General features: G+C 69.3%; 18 protein-coding genes. 1 reads left to right on the top strand and 17 read right to left on the bottom strand.

What is annotated here, in order from left to right:
* From ACRDTB_RS29335 to ACRDTB_RS29325, 3 genes are all read right to left on the bottom strand, one after another.
* A partial coding sequence (locus tag ACRDTB_RS29335; protein WP_431435412.1) for a transposase occupies positions 1–98 on the bottom strand: 98 nt, incomplete at its 3' end.
* A gap of 227 nt (positions 99–325) precedes the next feature.
* Positions 326–1,297 carry a GNAT family N-acetyltransferase gene (locus tag ACRDTB_RS29330; RefSeq protein WP_431435411.1) on the bottom strand — a complete coding sequence of 324 codons (972 nt, stop codon included), beginning with the start codon at positions 1,295–1,297 and terminating at the stop codon, positions 326–328.
* Between the two features lie 244 nt (positions 1,298–1,541).
* Positions 1,542–1,793: a hypothetical protein gene (locus ACRDTB_RS29325; RefSeq protein WP_431435408.1), complete on the bottom strand. Its 252-nt coding sequence runs from the start codon at positions 1,791–1,793 to the stop codon at positions 1,542–1,544.
* Between the two features lie 631 nt (positions 1,794–2,424).
* Here ACRDTB_RS29325 and ACRDTB_RS29320 point away from each other — a divergent pair.
* Positions 2,425–3,723 (top strand): LuxR C-terminal-related transcriptional regulator, encoded by a 1,299-nt coding sequence (locus ACRDTB_RS29320; protein ID WP_431435407.1) that lies wholly within the window; start codon positions 2,425–2,427, stop codon positions 3,721–3,723.
* Positions 3,724–3,726: 3 nt separating this feature from the next.
* On the opposite strand, the gene ACRDTB_RS29315 is transcribed toward ACRDTB_RS29320, so the two are convergent.
* The 14 genes from ACRDTB_RS29315 to ACRDTB_RS29250 all read right to left on the bottom strand — a co-directional run bounded on the left by ACRDTB_RS29315 (position 3,727) and on the right by ACRDTB_RS29250 (position 21,506).
* Complete coding sequence (locus ACRDTB_RS29315) at positions 3,727–4,416, bottom strand: isochorismatase family protein (RefSeq protein ID WP_431435406.1); 690 nt, start codon at positions 4,414–4,416, stop codon at positions 3,727–3,729.
* 16 nt (positions 4,417–4,432) lie between these two features.
* Positions 4,433–5,215 carry a 2,3-dihydro-2,3-dihydroxybenzoate dehydrogenase gene (locus ACRDTB_RS29310; RefSeq protein WP_431435405.1) on the bottom strand — a complete coding sequence of 261 codons (783 nt, stop codon included), beginning with the start codon at positions 5,213–5,215 and terminating at the stop codon, positions 4,433–4,435.
* A 73-nt stretch (positions 5,216–5,288) separates the two neighbouring features.
* On the bottom strand, positions 5,289–6,470 hold the full coding sequence (locus tag ACRDTB_RS29305; RefSeq protein WP_431435404.1) for an FAD-dependent monooxygenase: 1,182 nt from the start codon (positions 6,468–6,470) through the stop codon (positions 5,289–5,291).
* A 66-nt stretch (positions 6,471–6,536) separates the two neighbouring features.
* A complete protein-coding gene (locus ACRDTB_RS29300; protein ID WP_431435403.1) occupies positions 6,537–7,850 on the bottom strand; it encodes a phenylacetate--CoA ligase family protein in 1,314 nt (437 codons plus the stop codon).
* A 12-nt stretch (positions 7,851–7,862) separates the two neighbouring features.
* Positions 7,863–8,666 carry an amidohydrolase family protein gene (locus ACRDTB_RS29295; protein WP_431435402.1) on the bottom strand — a complete coding sequence of 268 codons (804 nt, stop codon included), beginning with the start codon at positions 8,664–8,666 and terminating at the stop codon, positions 7,863–7,865.
* Positions 8,667–8,671: 5 nt separating this feature from the next.
* Positions 8,672–9,775, bottom strand: a complete 1,104-nt coding sequence (locus ACRDTB_RS29290; protein ID WP_431435410.1) for a 3-dehydroquinate synthase II family protein — start codon at positions 9,773–9,775, stop codon at positions 8,672–8,674.
* 57 nt (positions 9,776–9,832) lie between these two features.
* Positions 9,833–10,711, bottom strand: a complete 879-nt coding sequence (locus ACRDTB_RS29285; RefSeq protein WP_431435401.1) for a 2-amino-3,7-dideoxy-D-threo-hept-6-ulosonate synthase — start codon at positions 10,709–10,711, stop codon at positions 9,833–9,835.
* A complete protein-coding gene (locus tag ACRDTB_RS29280; RefSeq protein WP_431435400.1) occupies positions 10,680–11,936 on the bottom strand; it encodes an aspartate kinase in 1,257 nt (418 codons plus the stop codon). The genes ACRDTB_RS29285 and ACRDTB_RS29280 overlap by 32 nt, the downstream gene beginning before the upstream one ends.
* Positions 11,937–12,083: 147 nt before the next feature.
* Positions 12,084–12,779, bottom strand: coding sequence for a DsbA family oxidoreductase (locus tag ACRDTB_RS29275; RefSeq protein ID WP_431435399.1), 696 nt, complete (start codon positions 12,777–12,779; stop codon positions 12,084–12,086).
* On the bottom strand, positions 12,776–14,677 hold the full coding sequence (locus ACRDTB_RS29270; RefSeq protein WP_431435409.1) for an anthranilate synthase family protein: 1,902 nt from the start codon (positions 14,675–14,677) through the stop codon (positions 12,776–12,778). Before ACRDTB_RS29270 ends, ACRDTB_RS29275 begins: the two co-directional genes overlap by 4 nt.
* A 293-nt stretch (positions 14,678–14,970) precedes the next feature.
* Positions 14,971–15,570 (bottom strand): malonic semialdehyde reductase, encoded by a 600-nt coding sequence (locus ACRDTB_RS29265; RefSeq protein ID WP_431435398.1) that lies wholly within the window; start codon positions 15,568–15,570, stop codon positions 14,971–14,973.
* A gap of 40 nt (positions 15,571–15,610) precedes the next feature.
* The gene (locus ACRDTB_RS29260) at positions 15,611–17,227 is read right to left on the bottom strand and encodes an FAD-dependent monooxygenase (RefSeq protein ID WP_431435397.1); all 1,617 of its coding nucleotides are present in this window, start codon (positions 17,225–17,227) and stop codon (positions 15,611–15,613) included.
* Positions 17,228–17,298: 71 nt separating this feature from the next.
* Entirely contained in the window at positions 17,299–20,142 is a 2,844-nt protein-coding gene (locus tag ACRDTB_RS29255) for an ATP-binding protein (RefSeq protein ID WP_431435396.1), read from the bottom strand.
* Positions 20,143–20,282: 140 nt separating this feature from the next.
* A complete protein-coding gene (locus tag ACRDTB_RS29250; RefSeq protein WP_431435395.1) occupies positions 20,283–21,506 on the bottom strand; it encodes a 3-deoxy-7-phosphoheptulonate synthase in 1,224 nt (407 codons plus the stop codon).
* Positions 21,507–21,790 lie beyond the last annotated feature (284 nt).

The raw sequence follows: 21,790 nt of genomic DNA, 5'->3' as shown, positions 1-21,790 counted from the left end.
GGAGTCCGGCAGGCCGGCACCGGCAGCAGCGGCTCGATCAACACCCACTCGGCGTCGGTGGTGTCGGAGGGATAGCGGCGGACTCGGCCCACTGACATGGGCAGATCGGCGACAGGGTACAAAGTGGCCCGACCTATGCCCAACACCGGGATCAAGGACAGGCTCTTATGGATTAACGTCAGGTCCACGACCTCTGGCCGACTCTGCTCGGTTGCTGGCGCAATCTCGCCGGGTCGGCCGTCATCATGTTTGGGGGCCGACCCCCATGTTCCCGTGAGTCCCGACCCAGCGTGGTCACGTTGGTCTTTGACCAGTGCTGGGTCTGTCACCCGCTCCCTGGCCCGATGTCTGGATCAGGCCAGGTCATGTTGATCGTGCGTTCGAAGTTGACGTATCCGACGCGTTGGAAGGCGTTCGCCATGGGGGTGTTGCCGAGATCCGTGGCCGCCCGGATGCGCGGGACTTCCTGCGCGGCGAGGATGCGGGTGCCTTCGGCGAGGATTTCGTCGATGTAGCCGTTGCCCCGGTGTTCGGGTAGTACGGCGAGGTAGCCGATGATGGGGTTGTAGTCGTTGCGGGCCGGGGTGACGAACCCCACCGGCTCGCCGTCCGGCAGTGTCGCGATCCGCCACCAGTCTCGCGGGCTCCGGTAGTGCGCGAGTTCCTCCTCATGGTGTTTGACCGCCGCGTCGCGGGCGGACATCCGGGTCAGGTCGGCTCTGCTGTGCGCGTCAAGCGTCCCGTCCAGGACCAGAGTCATCAGCGTGAGGATTTCCTCGGTGTCGCGGACCGGCCGGAACACCAGGCGGCCCCTCGGCTCGGGGATTGGTGTCGCGGGACGCCACTGGAAACGCAGCCGTTCGACGAACAGGTGGGCTCCGGTCCGTTCCAGGGCGGCCATGCGGTCCTCGACGACGCGCCTGGTCACCCTGTCCTCGCGCCAGTCGGGCGGGACGACACGGATGTACTCGGGTGGACGGGTGCCTGCGGGGACCACCTCGGCCGCGGCGGTCCGCAGCAGCCGCACGCCGATGTCCGCGCGGTCGCGATCCGCGCTGCTGTCGTCGATATCGAGAAGGTCCAAGAGGAATGGTGTGTCGTCTCCGGTCCGACCCCACCAGGCGACCCTGGCCAGCAGGTGGTCGCCGCGCACGGCGACCCACATCCAGTCCGGCCGGCGACGGCCGGCGGCGAGGTCGTCCTCCAACTCCTCGTTGAGGACGTAGGGCAGTCGGGAGAAGAGGTCGAGTTCTTCGCGCCCGGCGATCGGGCGCATGGTCAGGTCGTTCTGTTCCACGGTCAAGGCACGCTCCGGTGAAGGCGCCTGTCCGCTCCGGGGTCAGACGCGGTCCGCGCCCCGGGAGGACACCAGCGCAGTGATCATGGGGATCATGGGCTTATCCCTCCCTTCGGTGTCGTGCCCCTCGGTCCTGTCGACGACGGGCCGGCCGCAAGATCTATCCGATCACCGTCCCCGGCGCAAACCCTTTGCGATCACGGACAGCGATCTCCGTCTACCAGCACGTTCTGGTTCTTATGGATTAGCGGCAGGTCCACGGCCTCTGGCGACCCTGCTCGGTTGCCGGCGCGACCTCGCCGGGTCGGTCGTCCCCACGCTCCTCGCTCCTGCCGACCGCCGTGCTTGCCGCGGTGTTCGGGGTGGCGGCGTGGGCCTTCGCGGCCGGGTCGCAGTGCCACAACCCGACACCGAGATCGATCAGCGCCCGGCGGAGTTCGACGCTGGTGAGGTCCTCGGCCGCGGTGATCCGCGTGTCGAGTTCCGCGGCGATCAACCGGCCGACCTTGGTGCCCGGCAGCTGGTTCTTCTCGATTCACGGTGAACATTGGCGACTATTTGTAATGCGGCCGGTTTCTGAACTGTTCAAACACAATTGGTGTATTTCTCGGTTTCTTCCTCGGATCATTGCACTGTCCACTATCTGCGGTGAACAGAATTTCATGTTTTGATCCCTACGATCAGTTATGGGTTGAACACGCGGTGATACGTACCGCGGCCGGATATCTGGTAATTCGGTCATGTTTGGGCGCGGTGAGGTTGCTGGCCACTGGTGCCCAGCGCCTGGGAGTGACGCGCTGAACCTGTGGTGTGGAAGGGATCCCCTGCGGCGGGTCACGATGGCCGCGCATGGGTCACGTGGATCCTGCCATGAATCCGGTCCGCTGGGCGCGAGAATCACGAAATAACCAAGTTGTAACGAAACGCACTAGCGGGGAACCGTTGATGATCTGGTCCACGTGCCGCTGACCAGTGTCGATATCCCGTATCTCGCGGTAACACCATGACCGGATCGCGCAAAGCCGCCGCATTCGGCCGAATCCGTTGACACCCCCAACGGGCACTGCAATGATCTTCGCGGGGATTCAGGAAGAGGGGTTCGAAGCATTTCTTCAGGGGGTTTCGACGTGCCACAATCTGTTGCCACCCGGCAACATCCTGTAAGCGAAGAACCAGACCCGGTCCGGCCTTTACCCTCGCGACTGGTCGGCCGGACGACCCAGTACCGCGAGATCGTCGGTGTGCTCGAGCACGCGTTGGAAGGCGGACAGAACCTTCTCCAGCTGGTCGGCCCGCGGGGTTCGGGACGAACCCGGCTGCTGGGTGAAACCATCCGCATGGCGCACACGTTCGGCTTCGACATCGTTGCGGGCAGTAGCGGTGGTGTGGATCCGGCCGGTCAGTCGTCGGTCCGCTCCACGGCGCCGTTGCTCGTCGCGGTGGACGACGCGGACACCATACGAGCCGGGCAACTCGACGCCATCCTCGCCGTGGCCCGCTGCAGGGCACGGCGGGTCGTGCTGGCGACCACGGCCGCCTGCACCCGGCCGATCGCCACTTTCGCGAGGACCACCAAGGTGCTCCTCGACCCGCTGGACGTCGACGCGGCCGAGGCCATGGTCACCGATCTGGTCGGCACGGCTCTCGGTGACGACCTGCGGTGCCTGGTCGCCACCGCCGGTGGCAACCCCTGGTTGCTCAACACCTTGATCATGGGATTGCGCGCCGAGCGGCGAATCACGTTGCAGCACCGCACGGCCCTGGTCCGTGGCGACGCCGTACCCGAGCTGGTGACCACGGCCATCGCCGATCGGCTGGCCGAGCTGTCGGCGCCGTGCCGGCGCCTGGTCAATGCGGTGGCGGTCGCGGGCGCACCGGTGTCGCCCGCGGCTCTGGGCGCGATCATCGACTGCGACGTCACCGCGACGTTGGCGGTGGCCGACGAGGCGAACGCCGCCGGTGTGCTCGGCTACCTCCGCGGCGTCATCTGGTTCCACAACGCGCTCACCCAGCGGGTCGTCCTCGTGGCCATGCCGCCCGCGGTTCGCGCCGCCATGACCCGGTTGGTGGTGGAGACCGGAATCGCCGCGACCGCGGACCCGGCCGACCTGCTGACTCCTGACCACCGGCCGGCCGTGCCACGCAACGTCGGCACACCGGCCCAGGTGGCTCCGGTACCCGCCGACGAACCGCGCCCGGTTCCGTGGCACCGGCTCAGCGACACGGAGCGAACCATCGCGGCGCTGGTCAGCCAGGGCATGACCAACCGGCAGATCGCCAGCCGGGTGTTCCTGTCCCCGCACACCGTGAACTACCACCTGCGCGGGATCTTCCGGAAACTTCAGGTCTGCTCGCGGGTCGAGCTCGCCGCCATCGTCCGGGAACGCCGGGCGTCGGCGGACGAGCTCGACCCGTCAGCGTGGTAGAGGCTAACGATCGCCCGAGCCGGCGCCGACCGTCGCCGGCTCGGCGTCGGCCCCCGCCGCCGCCAGGTCGGCGAGCAGGCTGTCGGTGCAGATCGTCATCGCACACCGGCGTGCGGCGTAGTCGATCGCCATCCGGTGCTCGGCCAGGCTGAAGTCCGCGATCGCATCGGCGACCAGGAAGGTCTCGATGTCCTGGGTGAACGCGTCAGCCGCGGTCATCAGCACGCCGACATGCGCGTAGACGCCGCACACGATCAGCTGGTCGCGTCCCCACGCCTGTAGCCGCGCGGTCAGGTCGGTACGCGCGAAGGCGCTGTAGCGCCACTTGGTCAGCACCACGTCGGCGGGCTGTGGCGCGAGTTCGTCGATCACCCGGCGTTGCTCCTGGCTGCCGGCCATGCCACGACCCCAGAAGTCGCGCAGCAGTCCCCGCTGCTCTTGGGTCATGTTGCCGGGTTGGGCCGTATAGCACACCGGGATGTCGAGCCGATCCGCGGCGGCACGCAACGCGACGATGTGGTCCACCAGGTCCGTCACCGGCGCGGCCCCCGGGGGGAAGAAGTCCACAAAGTACTGTTGCATGTCGTGGATCAGCAGTACGGCCCGGTTCGGGTCGATGCGCCAGGTGGCCACGTTCTCCGGCAGGTCCGCCACGGTCGGCATCGGATACGGCGTGATGGTCGGTATGGGCATGACGGTCCTTTCGTTCTCACGCGCCGAGTGCGGCTCCGCCGTCCACGCACAGGTCGTGCATGGTGACGTGGCCGGCCCGGTCGGAGGCGAGAAAAGCGACCGCGTCGGCGACGTCGGACGGGTCGGCGAGCTTGCGCAGCGGTATGCCGACGCGGTGCGCGGACAGAGAGCCCTCGAGCGTGTCGCGCACGCACGAGTCGTCCGTCCACATGCCACGCAGCATCGGCGTGTCCGTCGACCCGGGCGACACGACGTTGCACCGGACCCCGGTCGACGCGAGCTCGAGACCGAGGTTCTTGGTGAACGCGGCGGATGCCGCCTTCGACGCGGCGTAGGCCGCCATCTTCATCCGCGGCACGGAGCCGGCGTTGGACCCCACCGTGATGATCGCGCCGCGCCCCCGCGCGGACATCCGCCGGCCGACCGCCCGCGACATGTAGAACACACCGGAGACGTTGACGTCGAACGTCGTGGCCCAATCCTCGTCGGTCAGGTCGATCGCGCGACCGAGCCGAAGCACGCCGGCGACGTTCACCAGCACGTCGATGGGCCCGAACTCGGTGTCCACCCGGTCTATCAAGCGCTCCACGGCCGCGCTGTCACGCACGTCGAGCTGGTAGCCGATCGCGGTTCGTCCGGCGTCGTTGATCGCCGCGACGGTCTTGTCCAACTGGTCCACGTTGTAGTCGAGAGCCACCACTCGGCAGCCGTGCGCGGCGAGCGTCCAACTGACCGCGGCGCCGATGCCCTGTGCCGCACCGGTGACGACCACGTTCTTGCCTGCTAATCCCAGATCCACCCTGAAATCCCCTGTCTTCCTCGATCCCCTGAGGCCGTGTCCCGCGTAGTCCGAGACGGACGGCCCATCACTACTAACTTGCCTTGGCCGTCACGGCGTCGTAGCCGAACAACCAGGCCCGTGAGCGCAACCCCCAGTCCTCGCGCAGCCGCTCGTCCCGGCCGCGCTGCCGCGCCAGATCCGCGACATGGTGGCTTTCTTCGTTGTCCGCGACGAACTCGCGCACCTGCTTGACCCGAGGACGGCGGGTCGCCTCGTAGTCGGCGACCGCGTCCTCCACTGTGGACGACGTGGCGGTGGCCAGCCGGTCGGCGAGCACGAACGCGTCCTCCATGGCCAGGCTCGCCCCCTGCGCGCCGAACGGCAACACCGGATGTGCGGCGTCCCCGATCAACGCGATCCGCCGGCTACGCAGGTGCAGGGCCGGCGTGCGGTCGTAGAGCGCCCAGCGGCTCGGCTCCGTCACGGTCGACAGGAGATCGGTCACCTCTGGGGCCCAGCCGGAGTAGGCGGCCAGCAACTCCTCGGCCCGGCCGGGCAACGACCACGAGTCCGCCAACCACTCCCGGGACGGTGCACTGGCCGCGATGCTGACCTGGCGGCCGCCGGAGACGGGGTAGGCGACGCAGTGCTGTCCCGGCCCCATCCAGATCAGCACCCGCGGATCGGCGAACAGATCACCCGTTCGCTCCGCCGGTACCAGTCCACGATAGACACAGTGCCCGGAGAACCGTGGTGCGTCGTTGGTCAGGTGTCGGCGGATCGCCGAGCGGATCCCGTCCGCGCCGATCACGAGGTCCGCACCGACCCGCGTACTGTCGGCGAACTCCAGCTCCACCCGATCCCCGTGCTCGACCACGCCGACGCAACGGCGACCAAGGTGAACCATCCCGAGCGGCAACGACTCCAGCAGGGTCTGATGCAGATCCGACCGGTGCAGGGTGTAGTACGGCGAGCCGTAGATCTGTTCGCACGCCGGCCCGAGGGTCGTCGCGGTGATCGCCGAGCCGTCATGGCCATGCCGGACCTGGATGGCACCCGGCCGCACCGCGACCTTGGCCAGCCCGCCGGACAGCCCCAACCGATGTAGCAGCCGAGAACCGTTCGGCGATACCTGGATCCCGGCGCCGACCTCGGCCAGGTGCGGGGCCTGCTCGTAGACCTCGCAGTCGATCCCGGCTTGCCGTAGCGCGGCGGCCAGGGTCAGCCCGGCAATGCCGGCGCCGACGACGGCAACCGTCAGCTCCCCTGACATGGCGTCCATCCTTTCCTTGCGGTGCAACACTTTCCGCAGGCCGTGGCGCGAGGCTCGGCCACCTGCTCAGTAGTAGAGAAGCGCCTTGTCCCAGTCCTCGTCCGCGCCGAAGAGGCTGCGCGGCTTGACCACGTCATGCACCGAGGTGAGCACCTTCCGGGGCACCAAGGTGCCCTCCGGAACCCCGGTGACCTCACACGGCACGGCGAGCTCGGCCTCGATCGCGCCGGACAGCGCCGCGCACGCGTCGTCGCGCCAGGTGTCGGCGACCTCGATCTGCACCCGCAGCAGGTCGGCGTCCGCCCTGGCCCGCCAGAACATCACCCCGTGGTCGACGGGAAGCTGGAAGACCAGGTCCTCCAAGCGGTTCTGCGTGACCTTCGCGCCGGCCACCGGGTAACCGAACGCGGCCCGGCCATACACCCGGACCGTCGGCAGCGCCCAGCCACACGGGCACGGCTCATAGGAGACCTCGACGTCGTCGGCCAGGTTGTACCGCAGCAGCGGCATCGCCTCCCGGTACAGCGGAGTCACCACCAGCTGGCCGAACCCGTCCCGGCGCAGCTCGCCGGTTTCCGGCTCGTAGACCTCGAAGATCGCTCGGTCGGCCCACAGGTGCATCTGTCCGAGCGAGCACTCGCCGGCAAGACTGCCGGTCTCGGTCGAGCCGTACTCCTCGATCACCGGGACGCCCCAGATCTCGCTGATCCGTGCCCGGCGTGCGTCCGACAGCGGCTCCCCGCCGACGAACAGCGACCGCAACGCGGGAAAGTCCTTGCTCGGCTCCAGACCGGTCGCCTTCGCCGCGGCGGCCCACAGCAACGTCTCGGTGGGCATCGACCAGGTCAGCGAGACCTCGAGGTCGTGCAGGACTCGCACGACGCGGGAGTACGGCATGGCCAGCGACCGGTTGTCGCCCGGCACCACGGTCGCGCCCTTCGACCGGGCGGCGGCGTGCGCCAGGTGTCCGGTGATCATCAACGCGTACGGAGTGCGCACCAGGAAGGTGTCCTGCGCCGAGATGCCGATCCACTTGCGGGCGTAGCGCTCGGCGAGGTCGACCCAGTCCTCCTCGGTGTAGTAGGACGCGGTCGGCCGGCCGGCGGTACCACTGGACTCGTGATAGGTGGCCAGCCGGGCGCGGGGCACGGCCAGCAGCCCGTACGGGTAGGCCTCCCGCAGGTCGTCCTTACTGGTCAAGGGAAGTTTCGCGAAGTCGGCCCGATCGGCCGGGGCCTCGCCGCCGAAACGGGCCGCGTAGAACGGCGAGTCGGCCGCCCAGGCGAGAGTGGTCGAGAGCTGACGGTTCTGGAGTTCGGTGAGCTCATCGAGAGAGCCCCAGTCACCCAGCTGTGGCAACCGGGTCGCCACCTGTGTCATGTGTTGCTCCTATCAGGAAGTGCGGGTCAGGACTGCGGGCGCCGGGACGGCCGGTGACACGAGGCGGGTGGCGTTGTCCCACGCCACCTGGCGCCACTGGTCCGGCTCGAGGTCGAGCGCGGCGTACTTCGCCAACTCGACCCTGGGGTGCTGCAGCGGGTACTCCGAACCGAACAGCACCCGGGACGGCCCCAACCTGGCCAGCGCGGCGGCGACCACCGAGCTGTAACCGCCGGAGGTCTCGAGCATCACGTTCGCCTCGTCGGCGATCAGCTCGACGCCGTGGTAGTCGATGTTGCCGACGCCGCAGTGGCCGAGCACGAAGGTCACCGTCGGGTACCGGCGAGCCAGGGCGACCAGGTCGGCCACCGCGCTGCCGGGTCGCTGCAGGCACACGACATACACCGAGTGCCCGGCCGTCGCGGCGATCTCGACCAGCTTGTCGACCCGCAGGTCGGTGAGGCCGATCCCGTGCACCGCCGGGGAGATCTCCAGGGCGGCGAACTCCGCCGCCCGCGCGCGGTAGGCGGACACCGGCCGGTGCGGGTTGGCGAAGTAGCACGGGATCAGCCGGCCGCCCGAGTCCTGGCAAGCCGCGAGCACCGCGTCGTTGTCGGCGTCGGTGTCGATGTGCCCGCCATCGATGATGTGCCGGGACAGCACCAGCGGGTCGATCGTGCCGCCGGCACAGACCGTGGCGGCATCGAGCCCACACTCGTCCAGGACCGTCAACAACCGGTCGACCGCACCAGGACGTGGCGCCAGCCGAACGTGGAAGTCGAAGACCGGACCGGGCGGGAGCTCGTGGGCGGGCATGGACATCACTGCTCGCGGCAGAACTCGTCGATCGGGTAGCCGACGTGCCGGTCCTCGGTCGGCAGGTACCCGAGCACCACGTCGTCCTGCTTCAGCTCGGTGCTGTTGAGCACCACGCCGTTCGGGCCGAGCACCCGGACGTGCCAGTCGTCCTGCAGGATCAGGTTCACCTCGGTGCCGTCCGGCGCGACCGCGTCCACCGACAGCAGCGGCCGCGACTCGATCTTCACCCGCCCGACGGTGACCAGCCTGGTCTGGCCCTTGACGTCGACGGCCAGCACCTTGCTGCCGGCGGTGAGCTCGCTCAGGTAGCTGGTGCGACCGCCCTTGTTCATCGTGTACGACATGATCGCGCCGGCGTTGACCCGGAACGGGCGGGTCGGCATGTACGGCAGCGGGTGGGTCTCGCTGACGCAGAGGATCATGCCCTTGGAGTGCGAGCCGACCAGGATGCCCTCGTCCTGGCGGAAGTAGGTGCAGGTGTCGACGCAGGCCCGCTCGCCCATGCCGACGTGGCTGATGCCGATGACCCGCAGCTCCACCAGGTTCAGCGAGGCGGGCTTGTCGTCCGCGGCGGCCTTGAGCCGGGTCGCGTCGCCGACCGTGCCGGGGGCCATCATGACGCCGTCCGAACCGTGTTCGAGCACCCCGAAGATGATCTCGGCCTCCTCGGGGTCGGTGGCGACCGTGACGATGTTGCCCTCCGCACGAGCAGCCGCGGCGAGCACGATCTCCAGGGGAATCTTGGTCGGGTCGCGGAACAGCAGCACGCTCCAGCGCTCGGTGCGTGCCGCGTGGCAGGCGACCTCGAGCGTCTCCGCGTCCACGATCTCCACGAACCGGCCGAACTCGACCTCCGGGTGGTGGTGCGCCAGCTCGGCGGTGTGCCCGTGCTTGTCCGGGTCGACGATGACGACGTCGGCGTCACCGAACGAGTCCGGCAGGGTGTCGCCGGCCGGGATCAGGATCTTCTTGACCGTCGGCGGCAGGCCGGCGAACATCTCCGGGTCCGCGCCGACGATGCCGTCGACGCGCTGGTGTACCGATTCTTCGATGATCGCCGCGCGAGCCGAGGTAGTGGCGCGCAGGTCCAGCCAGCACAGTTTCACGTCAGTCACCTTTACTTGTTCGTCTTTTCCAGGATTCGTTTGGTCCGATATGGACGCTTACACCGCTGCCACCTCGAGCTGGCCGATCTGGCCGAGCACCGGATCGCTCGCCGGCCGGTGGATGCGTTCGGCGATCCGCCGCGTGATCGCGCCGGGATCGTCGGCGGCGAAGACGTTGCGACCCATGGCCACGCCGGTCACGCCGCCACGCAACGCATCGTCCACATACGACAGAACGGCGTCGATGCTCGCCTGGCGCGGCCCGCCGGCGACGATCAGTGGCACCGGACAGTCCCGCGTGACGTCGGCCATCTCCGCGATGGTGTACGCGCACGGGGTCTTGACGATGTCCGCGCCGAGGTCGGCGGCGAGGGTAGCGGCGTGCGCGATCAGGCCGGCGTCCCGTGGATCGGTGATCTTGGGCCCGCGCGGGTACATCATCGCCAGCAGCGGGACGTTCCACCGGTCGCACGCGTCGGCCACCGCGCCGAGGTCAGCGACCTGACCGGCCTCCTGGGCCGAGCCGAGATTGACGTGCACGCTCACCGCGTCCGCCCCGACACGCAGCGCCTCCTCGACGCTGGCCACCAGGTACTTCGCATCCGGATCGGGCGCGTGCGCGGTGCTCGCGCTCAGGTGCACGATCAGCGAGGTGTTCGCGAAGTGCCGCGGGTCAACGTAGCGCAGCGCCCCCTTGTGCAGTACGACCGCGTCGGCGCCGTTGTCCGCCAAGCGCCCGACGAGTTGGTTCACTCGCCGCCCGCCGGTAACCGGACCATCGGAAACCGAATGATCGAGCGGCACCACCAGCAGACGCGCACCGTCATGCCGGTACAACCGGTCGAGCCGGACGCGCCTCGCGAACGAAACGTTGACCGTCAACGGAAATCCCCTCCCTAGCCCCTTATAACTGTCCTGTTTGGACGACTTGGTCAAGACCGAATTCCTTGTGTAGCAACGCGACCGCATCGGTAGCGCGGTCCGCAGCTATCACGACCGAGACCCGCAGCTGCGAGGTCGAGATCCAGCTGGTCGCGATGCCGGCGCCGGCCAGTGCGGCCAGCATCGCCGCGGTGAACTGCGGCCGGTTGAGCAGACCGGTGCCCAGCAACGACACCTTCGCCACATGCTCGTCGAGCACCACGCTGCCGCCGGCGTTCGCCACCAGTGCCCGCAACTCGGGAAGCAACGGGGGCAGCTCGTTGCGCCGGGCGGTGAAACCCATCCGGAACTCGGTCTCGTAGGTACCGGAGCGGGCCACCAGGTCGACCGCGGCGTGATGGCGGGCGAACACCGACAGCACCGCCACCGCCAGATCGGTCGAGTCGGCCGCCGGTCCGTCGGCACGGATCAGCACCCTGGTGACGTCCACGTCGTGGGCGATGGCGAGCACCGCGTGCGACTCCAGCGGCGGCTCGTCACCGGCCGGCGTCACGACCGTGCCCGGAGTACTCCGCAGCGCGGAGCGCACCGCGAGCTCGACGTCGTGCACACTGGCCAGCTCCACCGACCGGGAGTGCAACACCTTGGCGCCGGCGAAGGCGAGCTCCACCATCGGGTCCATGCCGACCTCCGGTAGCGCCGCCGCGGTCGGTACCACCCGCGGGTCCGCGGTGAACACGCCGTCCACATCGGTGTAGATCTCGCATTGCGGCGCACCGAGCGCGACGGCGAGCGCGACGGCCGTGGTGTCCGAGCCACCCCGGCCGAGCGTGATCACGTCACCCGCGTCGTCGACCCCCTGGAACCCGGCGGCGACGACGACGTTTCCCTCGTCCAGTCGCGCCAGCATCGGGGCCGGGTCGATGGCCGCGATCCGTCCGGCACCGGCGGGACCGGTCACCCGGACACCGGCCTGGGCTCCGGTCAGCGACACCGCGGGCACGCCCATTCCCCGAAGGGTGATCGCGAACAACGCGGCGGATGCCTGCTCCCCGGTGGCCAGCAGCTGGTCCACCTCCCGAGCCGTCGCCGAATCGCCCCTGCCGGCACCGAGATCCTCGGCGAGCGCGAGCAGTTCGTCCGTGGTGGCGCCGCGCGCGGAGACGACCACGACCGTGCGCCGATCCCGTGCGGCCTCGGCGACCGACGTGGCCGCGGCACGCAACCGCGCCTCGTCCGCGAGCGACGTGCCTCCGTACTTGCGCACCAGAATGTCCACGACCAGATCCGATTCTTTTCGGAGAATTTCTGCGGCCGAGCCTAACGAGATTCTTCGGCCACACCCACTGCTTACTGGCCCACTACCTACTCAAGTAGTGGCATTCGTGCCGGTTGGCACCGTCATATCACGTGAATACCTGAGTATTCAGACCGCGATTCGATCCAGGAGCCCGCCCGCCCAGTCACGGTCGTAGGCGTCGAACCGCGGCACGCCGCCCCGCGGCGGGGGCTGGGTCCAGTGGTAGTCGACCCCGGGGTTGTGCGCTGCGTATCCGTCCACTGTGAACAAGTGTGGACTGCCCTGGATCCGCGGGCCCTTCGCCGTCTCCCACTGCCGGTACACCTCGCGCCGACCGGTGCCGTCGGCCAGCGCGGCGGACAACGCGTCGATCTCGATCCGCGAGCACTCCTTGGCCACCTCGAGGATCACCGAAGGGATGCTGATACACCGACTGTCCGTGTAGAAAGCCTTACGCAGTGCGGCATCCAGCTCGTCACTGCCGGCCAGGCCGCCGATCGCCGGGTCCTTGGCCGCCTGCACCGCCTCCAGCGCCGGCAGCATGGTCACCGGGTAGGTGGACTCGGATGCCGACCACGGCCGCAGGCCGACCTCGGGGCGCAGCCCGGCGATCGCCACGATCTCGACGTCCAGGATGTACTTCGGGGTCGGTGCGTCGTTGAACAGTTCCAGCGGGAACGCCCGGTGATCGATACGCACGTCGACGTCGCGCTCCGTCGCCGCCGCGCGCAGCGTGTGCAGCGCCAGCGTCGCCCACGGGCACCCGATATCCGACCAGACCGTCACCGTGCCCGGCTCGGAACCGACGACCGGCCCGGTCATGCTGTCAGCGCCTTTGTCGGAAGCAATTCGGTGACGATATCGCGCAGAATACCTACGCCGTTCCGGGTCAGCACCGACTCCGGATGAAATTGCATCGAATACAGCCTCGGTCCACGCATGGCATGGATCTCACCGGTCTCGGCATCCCGGCACACGTCGAGCAGGCCGTGCGGCGTGGACACCAGGTCGGCATCGGCGCGCGCGGCGAACGTGTTGTAGAAGCCGACCTGCTCGACCCGACCGAACAGCTCGATCTCCCGAACCAGACCCTGGTTGGGAACCGTCCGGCGCACCACGTCCACACCAAGGACGCCGGCGAGGACCTGGTGGCCCAGGCAGACGGCCATCAGCGGCTGGCCGGCGGCGAGCACCCGGTCGACCAGCCGGCGCATCACCGCGATCTTGGGGTGTCGCACGTCGCGTGGATCGCCCGGACCGGGACCGGCCACGACCAGGTCGTAGCCGTGGGTCCACACCTGCTCGTCGAACCGGACGACGTCGACGGCGAGGCCGAGCGCGAGCAGCTGGTGGCGCAGCATCGCGGTGAACGTGTCCTCACAGTCGACGACCAGTACCCGCCGGCCGGTGGCGGTCGGCTCATCGTGGTCGGTCGCGTGCCGGTCGAGCCAGAACTCACCGAGCCCGGCGCTGCGGCCACGCAACGCCGCACGGACACGAGGGTGGTCCGCCCACCGCGGCTCCGATCCGCGGTCTCCACCTGCCGGCGCGCCCGCGGCATCGGCGTCGTGGCGGCGACCCTCGCCGGTGAGCGCGGCGAGCATCGTGGCCGCCTTGGCCGCCGTCTCGGCCGCCTCCGCGGCTGGTTGGGAGTGTCGGACCACGGTCGCGCCGACATCCAGCCGCAACCGCCCGGAGGCGTCGATGTCCGCGGTGCGGATGGCGATCGCCGAGTCGACCCGTCGCTGCCCGTCGGGGTCGCGGCCGAGCAGGGCGACCACGCCCGCGTAGTAGCCACGCCCGGTCTGCTCCCGGTGTGCGATCACCCGGCATGCGCTCTCCACGGGGGAGCCGGTCACGGTCGGCGCGTACATCGTGGCCGACAGGATGTCCCGTGGATCCAAAGTAGACGATCCGGTGATCCAGTACTCGGTGTGCGCGAGCCTGGCCATCGACTTCCAGCGTGGACCATGCACTCGGCCACCGTCCCAGCACAGCTGGCCCATCATCTTCAGTTCCTCGTCGAGCACCATGGAGAGCTCTTCGGTCTCCTTGGTGTCGCCGAGGAAGTCGAGCACGTCGGTCAGCGACGCGGTGGCCGGCGGGCGGCGGAACGTCCCGCTGATCGGGTTCATCGTCACCGTGCCCCGCTCGAGGCTGACGTGCTTCTCCGGCGAGGCGCCGAGCAGGATCCGCTCGCCGGTGTAGACCAGGAACGTCCAGTAGGTGCCACGCTCCTCGCGGACCAGCCGGCGCAGGACCGCGAGTGCGGCGGCCGGGCCGAATCCCGGCACGCTCGCCAGGAAGGACCGCTTGAGCACGAAGTTCGCACCGGTGCCGGCGCCGATCTCCGCATCGATGACCGTGCCCACCATGTCCGCGTACGCCTGGTCGTCGATGTCGAACGCACCGTCGGCCAGCGTGACCGGCACATCGGGCACCGCGGCGAGGAAGTCCGCGACCGGCACCCGCACCTGCTCGCTCACGCGCAACGCGAGCAACTGGGTGCCGTCGTCGATGCAGTCGTAGCCGCGCTCGGCGAGTTGCCGGTACGGCAACAGCGCGAGCACGTCGTGACCGCCACCGGCCGGCGGCGGACCGTCCGGTTCCGGCAGGTCGGCCACCCGCGCATGCGTGGACATCGACCCGGTCAGCAGCTCGACGACACCATCGTCGGCCTCCTGCCGGTACAGCACCGCGAACGGCGCATCGGCGGACACCAACCGAGCCAGCCTGGCAGAAATGTTCTCAACCACATTGCCCCCGTTTCGCAAACAAGCGAGCGCCGGATGTGCTAATGGATGTCCCCAGTTCAACCAGGCGCGCGTCCACGATTCCAAACCCGACCGCATGGGGCAACTACTCAAATGAGTGGTCACCTCAAGGGAACCGGCGGCACGTCATCAGACGAAACAACCGCGGCATCTGACGACGAGCGTCAGATGCCGCGGTTGAATCCGAACGAAGTTCGATATTTTAAATTTGAACTTCTCCGCCGAGTGGCCGGTCGCGTTTAGACGGTGCTGACGACCTGGTCGTAACCCAGCCGCGGCAGGCGGTCGTACCAGGCGTCCTGGCCGGGCTTGCCGATGTTGACCACGGCCAGCGCGCGGTGGCGGCCGTCCGAGAAGAACTCCCGGTTCACCCCGTCGACGTCGAAGCCGGACATCGGCCCGGCAGCGAGCCCGATCGCGCGCACACCCAGGATGAAGTAGCCGACCTGGAGAGCGGCGTTGAACGAGGCGGACTCCTCGCGCACCTGCTTTTCACCGAAGAACACGTCCGCGGCCTGCGGGAACACCGGGAACTGCGTCGGCATGTGCTCGGTGAACTGGGTGTCGGCGGCGAGCACGGCCACCAGCGGCGCGTTGCGGGTCTTCTCCTGGTTGTTGTCCCACATCAGCGACACCAGATTGTCCCGCGCCTGGCCGGATCGGACCAGCACCACCCGCAGCGGCTGCTGGTTGAACGAGGTGGGGGCCCACTTCATCAGGTCATAGATGTCCTCGACCTGCGCGTCGTTCACCGGCTCGTCGGTGAACGTGTTCGCCGTCCGAGCCGACCGGAACAACAGATCCTGCGCTGCCTTGTCGAGCGCGTAGTCCGCTGGCATGGTTATTTTCTCCTGTTTCCTTGGTTACCAGATCGGCCTTTCAGCCGACGATCAGGCCGAGAAGTTCGTGACAACTCTCCGGCGCGTTATTTCCCCGCCATGCGACGTGCTGATCCGGTCGAACCAGGATCAGGTCACGTTCGCAGACCTCTCGCACGTGCTCGTCATCGCACACCAGGTAGGACAGTGGTAAACCGATTCGCGCGGCTTCCTCGGCTATCGGCTTGCCGGCGTGCGCTCCGGAGAGATCGAGCAGCGACAGCTCGGGGCCGAGCAGGTCATGCAGCTCACGACCGTTGGCCAGTCGCACGCTCGGCAGCCGGGCGCCCGGCCAGGTGGTCGGCACGATCTGCTGCCACTCCCACCTCGGCTCGGCGCCGTCCTCGGGCCAGACCACCGGCGAGCGGCCGTACCGGTAGCCGAAGTGGATGCCGATGTTGTTGATCTGGTAGCGGTCCTGCGCGAGGAACCCGGCGAGCATGGCGTCGGTCGCGCCGTCCGCGGCCAGCGTGGGGAATCGCCGCCACACGTCGAGCAGGTTGAACGACATCTCCCGGTTGAATCGCGCCACCGGCTGGCGTTCCGCCTCGTAGCTGGCCAGCAACCGCTCCCCACCCCAGCCGGACACGACCGCGGCGAGCTTCCAGCCCAGGTCGACCGCGTCGCCGAGTCCCGTGTTCGCGCCATGTCCGCCGGTCGGGAAGAACTGGTGTGCGGCGTCGCCGGCGAGGAACACCCGGCCGGCCCGGTAGGAGCGGGCGACCCCGAACCTGCCCCGCCACTGCGCGACGCTCATGACCTCGTCGACCGCGATGTCCACGCCGAGGCGCTGGCGGATCACCGGCATGGGGTCGCCGGTGAAGTCCTCGTCTTCGGGAATGGGGAAGGTGGCCGTCCAGGTCGACGTTCCGTCCCTGGACACCAGGGTCAGCCCGGCGACGGTGTTGGCCAGGAAGAACCTGCCGTATCGGGTCAGTGCCGGGTCGGTGCTGCGGAAGTAGGTGATGCAGTGCTGGCGGGTCGGACCGAACTCGTCCACCCCGATTCCGGCGGCGTCCCGCACCGCGCTGTTGGCACCGTCGCAGGCCACGAGGTATCGGGCGGTGATCGAGTACCGGGTGCCGGTCGCGGAGTCGACCACCTCCGCGCGCACCGCGTCGTCCTCCTGGTGCAAGGACTCGAAGACGTGCCCGGCGCGCAGGTCGACCAGGTCATGCTCGGCGCACCGCTCCCGGCCCAGCTGCTCCAGCGATGAGCCGATGATCCGTTGGTACGGCTCGAGTGGCTGGGTACCGTCGTTGGTCGCGGCCATGGTCGCGCGCGCCTCGGTCACCGACGGGTAGCTCCAGCGGGACACCGGCGGCGCGGTGAAGTCCCGCATCCACATGAAGGTGAACTCGTGATCGGCGGGCACGCCCCGGTCGCGGATCGCGTCGGTCAGCCCGAGCCGGCGCAGCAGCTCCATGCTGCGCGCGTTGAGGAAGTCCATCTTCGGGTGTCGCGACGCATGCCGCGCGCGGTCCACGACGACGCTCGTTATCCCGTGGTGGGCCAACTCCAGTGCCAGCGTCGCGCCGACCGGACCGGCACCGACCACCAGCACCGGTGTGTCCACATCGGTGTGCCCCGAGCGGGCCGTGCGCTGTCCCGGTGTCATGAGTTCGAGGGTGCCCGGCTACCCCGTCGCGGGACATCACGTCATCACGCCATCCGTCCGCGATTCGAGCCCTACGAGGACGTGTCACCGGTCTCGTCGTGGGCGAGAACCTGGCGGGTGAGCTCGACTCGGCTGGTGACGCCGAGTTTGGCGAACGCGTGCCGCAGATGGGTGTCGACGGTGTGCGGGGACAGGAACAGCCGGCTCGCGGTGGCCCGGTTGGTCAGTCCCTGCGCGACCAGTCGTGCCACCTTGAGCTCGGCGTCGGTGAGGCTGTGCCAGCCGACCTTCACGGTGCGGGTGGTGCTGAGCGCGCGGCGACGTATCCCGAGCCCGCGCAGCGCCCGCGACACCCGGGCCTGGTCGCGTCGTGCTCCGCAGCGGGCGTAGATCTCTCCCGCCTCGGTGAACGAGGTGACGGCGCTCGTGGTCCTCGCCGCCGTCGCGTCAGCCCGGGCGAGGTCCTCCAGGGCGGCGGCCAGCGCGAGCAGCCTGGGGCTGTCCCGGTACGCGGCCACGGCCGTGCGCAACGCGTTGATGTCGTTGTCGTACAAGCCATGCGCATGGGCGCAGGCGCCGACCAGCGCGGCCACCCCACGGTTCTTCTCGGCCAACCCGGCCGCCGCCGACACGATCACCGACGCGGCGTCCTTGGCGTCGTTCTCCAGCGCCATCCGGACCAGCTGCGGGCCCGCCCACGGCTGGGTCACCAACAGCAGCAACCGGTCCGGCATCGCGGCATAGGTGTCGGCCAGCAGCTCGAACGCCCCGGCCGGATCGCCGGCCGCCTCCCGCACCAGCGCGGCCACCCAGTCCAGCTCCTCCCGCATGGCGCCGATACCACCGCCGCGCAGCCCACGCGCCCGCTCCAGCAGCGCCGCGGCGTCGGACAGCTCATCGCGGCGCAGGCTCAGCTCGGCCAGCATGCCGAGCAACGGCACGGTCAGCGCCTGCGCGGACAGGCGCTCGGTGACCGCGAGGCCCGCCTCCGCCTCGGCCGCCGCGTCGTCCAGCCGGCCCGCGGCCAGCCTCAGCTCGGCCCGGTAGTAGTGCCACAGCGGCTGTGTCCACGCGGTGCCGGCGCTGTCGGCCTCCCGCTGACCGTTCTCGAACAGCGCGTCCGCCTCGGTGAACCGCTCGGCCGCGACCATGGCGCGTCCCAGCCACAGCACGGGGTGCCGCTGCTTGGCCGCGCCGCCGGCCCGGTCCGCCAGGGCGACCGCGTCGTGCCCGAACTGGACCGCGTCGGCGAGCCGGCCCTGGCACATCGCCGCCATGGTCCGTGCGACGGTGCCGAACACGACCGCGGCGTACTCACCGGCATGCCGCCCCAGCTCGGCCGCCATCGCACCGGCCTGGTCGGCTCCGGCGACGTCGTCGACGTACAGCAACGCGTGCGCGCGGACGGCGAGCAGATCCGCCCTGGCCGACTCCGGCAGCGCGGGACGCTCCATCGCCCGCGTCGTGGTCTGGACCGCGGCCGCGTCCTCGCCGGCGTGCTTGAGCGCCTCGGCCATCCCGACCAGGATCGTCGCCTCGGCGTCCGGCGCCAGACCACGCCGCAGCGCCTGCGCGCCGAGCCGCCGCGCCTGCGAGAGTCGGCCCACCGACGCCAGCAGCCGCACGGCGTCGGCGAGCAGCTGGTCGGTGTCGCCGGCATCATCGCCACCGGATTGGACCGCCTCGTCGTCGCCGAGCAGGTCGAGCGCGCGCAGCAACAGGTCCGCGGCCGTGCCCGGCGCCCGCTCGGCGATCTCCATGGCCGCCTGGCGAAGCACCTCGACCGCGTGCAGGTCGCCCTTGCGCGCACTGCGCACCACGTGTTCGGCCACCTCGGCGACGCCCCGGCCCTCGTGCCGTAGGACGGTCGCGGCCTCGCGATGCAGCGCATAGCGAACCGGTCCCGGCAGCGAGTGATAGACGGCCTCCCGAATGATGTCGTGGCCGAAGCTGAACTGGTCACCGGAGTCGACCAGTAGGCCAAGCCGGACGGCCTCCTCGACCGCGGGCAACAGCTGAACCGCCGGCACACCCGCCAACCCGGCCGCTTCGTGCAAGGTGAACCGCCGCCCGATCACCGAGGCGACGTCCAGCAACCGCCGCACGGTCGGCCCGAGATCGCGCAGCCGGTGCTCGACCACGCCCAGGAAGCTCGCCGGCAACTCGGCGTTGACCACCGACGCGGTGTAGTCGTCGACCCGCAGCTGACCCTCGTCACGCAACGTGCGAAGCAGGTGGTTGAGCAGGAACGGGTTGCCGCCGCTGCCGTGCGCCAGAGCCAGCACCGTGTCATCGGGAACCGCACCGAGCGTGTAGGCACAGAACTTGGCGACCTCGCCAGCCGAAAGCTGGCCCAACGACAACCGGGTCGCGCCCTCGGCGACCAGCCAGGCCACCGCGTCGGTCACCGGCGAGCGCGGCTGCGGAACACGGTGCGCGATCAACCACAACACCGGCGCACTGCCCAACTCGGGCACCAGGGTCCGCAACGCCAGCGCGGTCAGCTCATCCGCCCACTGGACATCGTCGATGGCCACCACCAACGGGGTGTCCATCGCGGCTTCCTCGATCCGCTCGGCAAGCCGGTCCAGCTGCCAGAACCGGTTGACCTCCCGCTCGGCGATGGCATTGAACGTGACGTCGTCCAGCACCGGCCGCGCACCGCCACGCAGCGCCGAGAGCAACACGTGCAGCGGTGCGATCCGGTCGTACTCGGTAGCCCGGGCCGACGCCACCGCGACAGCGTTTTCCCGTGCCTGCGCCAACCCGAACTCGAGCAGCCGGGTCTTGCCGATCCCCGTCGGCCCCTCGATCAACACACAGCCGCCGGTACCCGCGGCCACATCGGCCACTGCCGAACGCACCTGGGCAACCACCCGCTCCCGGCCGACCAGCGGTTCTCCGGTCGACGTCACTTCCCCCTCCTCGCCGGGTCGCCTGCCTCCCCCACTCGTCCACGATGCGCGGACCGGATCGACTGCAGGCTACGCGCCGTGAGTAACGGCTGCGCGTGGTTCCGGCACAATTCCCGCCGGCCGACCGCGCGGCAGTCGGTTCAGCGCCAAGCCCCGACCACGGCGAGAGCCTGTTGTGGGTTGAGTCGTGGATCGCACAACGTGGTGTAGCGGGCGGAAGCGAGCTCCTCGAGCTGGCCTTCGTCGCGCACGCATTCGGTCACGTCGGTCGGCGTGGTCTCCAGGTGCAGTCCACCTGGCACGCCGCGCGCAGCCCGCACCGCGGTGAGGAAGGCCGAGACCTCGGCCAGCACGGTGTCCACCTTCCGAGTCTTCCGGCTACCCGGGCCGACGATCGTGTTGGCGTGCATGGGATCGCACAGCCAGCTCACCGGATGCCCCGCCGCGCGGACGGTGGCCACCAGCGTCGGCAGCCGGCTGGCGGTCGCCGCGGGCCCCATCCTGGAGATCAGGGTGAGTCGCCCCGCCTCGCGCTGGGGATCGAGGCGAGCGCACAGCGCCAGCAGTTCCTCGGGCGTGGTCGTCGGCCCCACCTTGCACGCGACCGGGTTGACGACCGAGGCGAGCAGCGCGACATGTGCCCCGTCGGGATCGCGGGTGCGTTCGCCGATCCACGGCCAGTGCGTGGAGGCGAGCACCCGTTGTCCCGAGGACACGCGCCGCACCAAGGGAAGCTCGTAGTCGAGCACCAGCGCCTCATGGCTGGTCCACACCTCGGATGACTGCGGCAGACGGGGGTCCATCCGCTGCTCGCGCAGGAAGTCCTGCGCCGCGTGGGAGGCGTGGTAGGCGGCCAGCATGCGCAGGGGATCGGGACGGCGGCTGGCCGGATCCGGTGCCGGATCGTTGACCAGCGGGCCACGGTAGGCGGGCAGCTCGAGCTCGCCGTGCCGCTCCGTCGGCTTGGACCTCGGCTTGGCGAACTGCCCGGCGATCCGGCCAACCCGGACCACCGGCTTGCCCGAGCACACGCGCAGCAACCCGGCCAATGCCTCGAGCAACCCGAGCTTGGCGCTCAGCGCGCCGGGCTCGCATTCCTCCGGATCCTCCGCGCAGTCTCCCGCCTGGATCACCACCAGCTCGCCGGCCGCCACCCGAGCCGTGCGGCGTCGCACGGTGTCCACCTCGGACTCGGTGGTCAGAGCGGGTAATTCGCTGAGGTCGGTGCGGATCTTGTCCACTAACCAGTCGTCGCCCCATTCCGGCTGTTGACTGGCCGGTCGGGTCTTCCAGTCCAGAATCTCCGCTTGCGACAGGCTCGTTCGGTATCCGGGAACCGACTCCTGGACCGATTCTGTTGCCACGAGAAACCCTTCGATCGAACCGAGAACTCGGTATTGCCAGAACTTTGGACGGATTTATTCGGGTACCCTCAGCGCTCATTCGGCGCGCGCGAATCCGCGACGACACGATTACGGCGGCTGAGGTCCAGCCCAAATGATTCCTTCCCCTCGCCACAAAGCTAGCAACGTCCGGTCAGATCAAGGAGCGCACGCGCCGGGTACTACTCATTGAGGTAGCTACTACTCATCGAGGTAGCCGGTACCGGCAATACACGCGGAAGAGCGAGGCCGGAACCGGCCTCGCT

The sequence above is a fragment of the Actinophytocola sp. genome, from assembly GCF_050699935.1.
Taxonomy (GTDB): Bacteria; Actinomycetota; Actinomycetes; order Mycobacteriales; family Pseudonocardiaceae; genus Actinophytocola.
Note: the sequence above shows the minus strand (reverse complement) of the source record. Positions and strands in the feature narration are given on the sequence as shown.

Excerpts from the sequence above, each read along its gene's own strand:
- ACRDTB_RS29305 (WP_431435404.1), bottom strand. The coding sequence starts at position 6,470 with ATGTCAGGGGAGCTGACGGTTGCCGTCGTCGGCGCCGGCATTGCCGGG.
- ACRDTB_RS29315 (WP_431435406.1), bottom strand. The coding sequence starts at position 4,416 with ATGCCCATACCGACCATCACGCCGTATCCGATGCCGACCGTGGCGGAC.
- ACRDTB_RS29275 (WP_431435399.1), bottom strand. The coding sequence starts at position 12,779 with ATGACCGGGCCGGTCGTCGGTTCCGAGCCGGGCACGGTGACGGTCTGG.
- ACRDTB_RS29295 (WP_431435402.1), bottom strand. The coding sequence starts at position 8,666 with ATGCCCGCCCACGAGCTCCCGCCCGGTCCGGTCTTCGACTTCCACGTT.
- ACRDTB_RS29260 (WP_431435397.1), bottom strand. The coding sequence starts at position 17,227 with ATGACACCGGGACAGCGCACGGCCCGCTCGGGGCACACCGATGTGGAC.
- ACRDTB_RS29265 (WP_431435398.1), bottom strand. The coding sequence starts at position 15,570 with ATGCCAGCGGACTACGCGCTCGACAAGGCAGCGCAGGATCTGTTGTTC.
- ACRDTB_RS29300 (WP_431435403.1), bottom strand. The coding sequence starts at position 7,850 with ATGACACAGGTGGCGACCCGGTTGCCACAGCTGGGTGACTGGGGCTCT.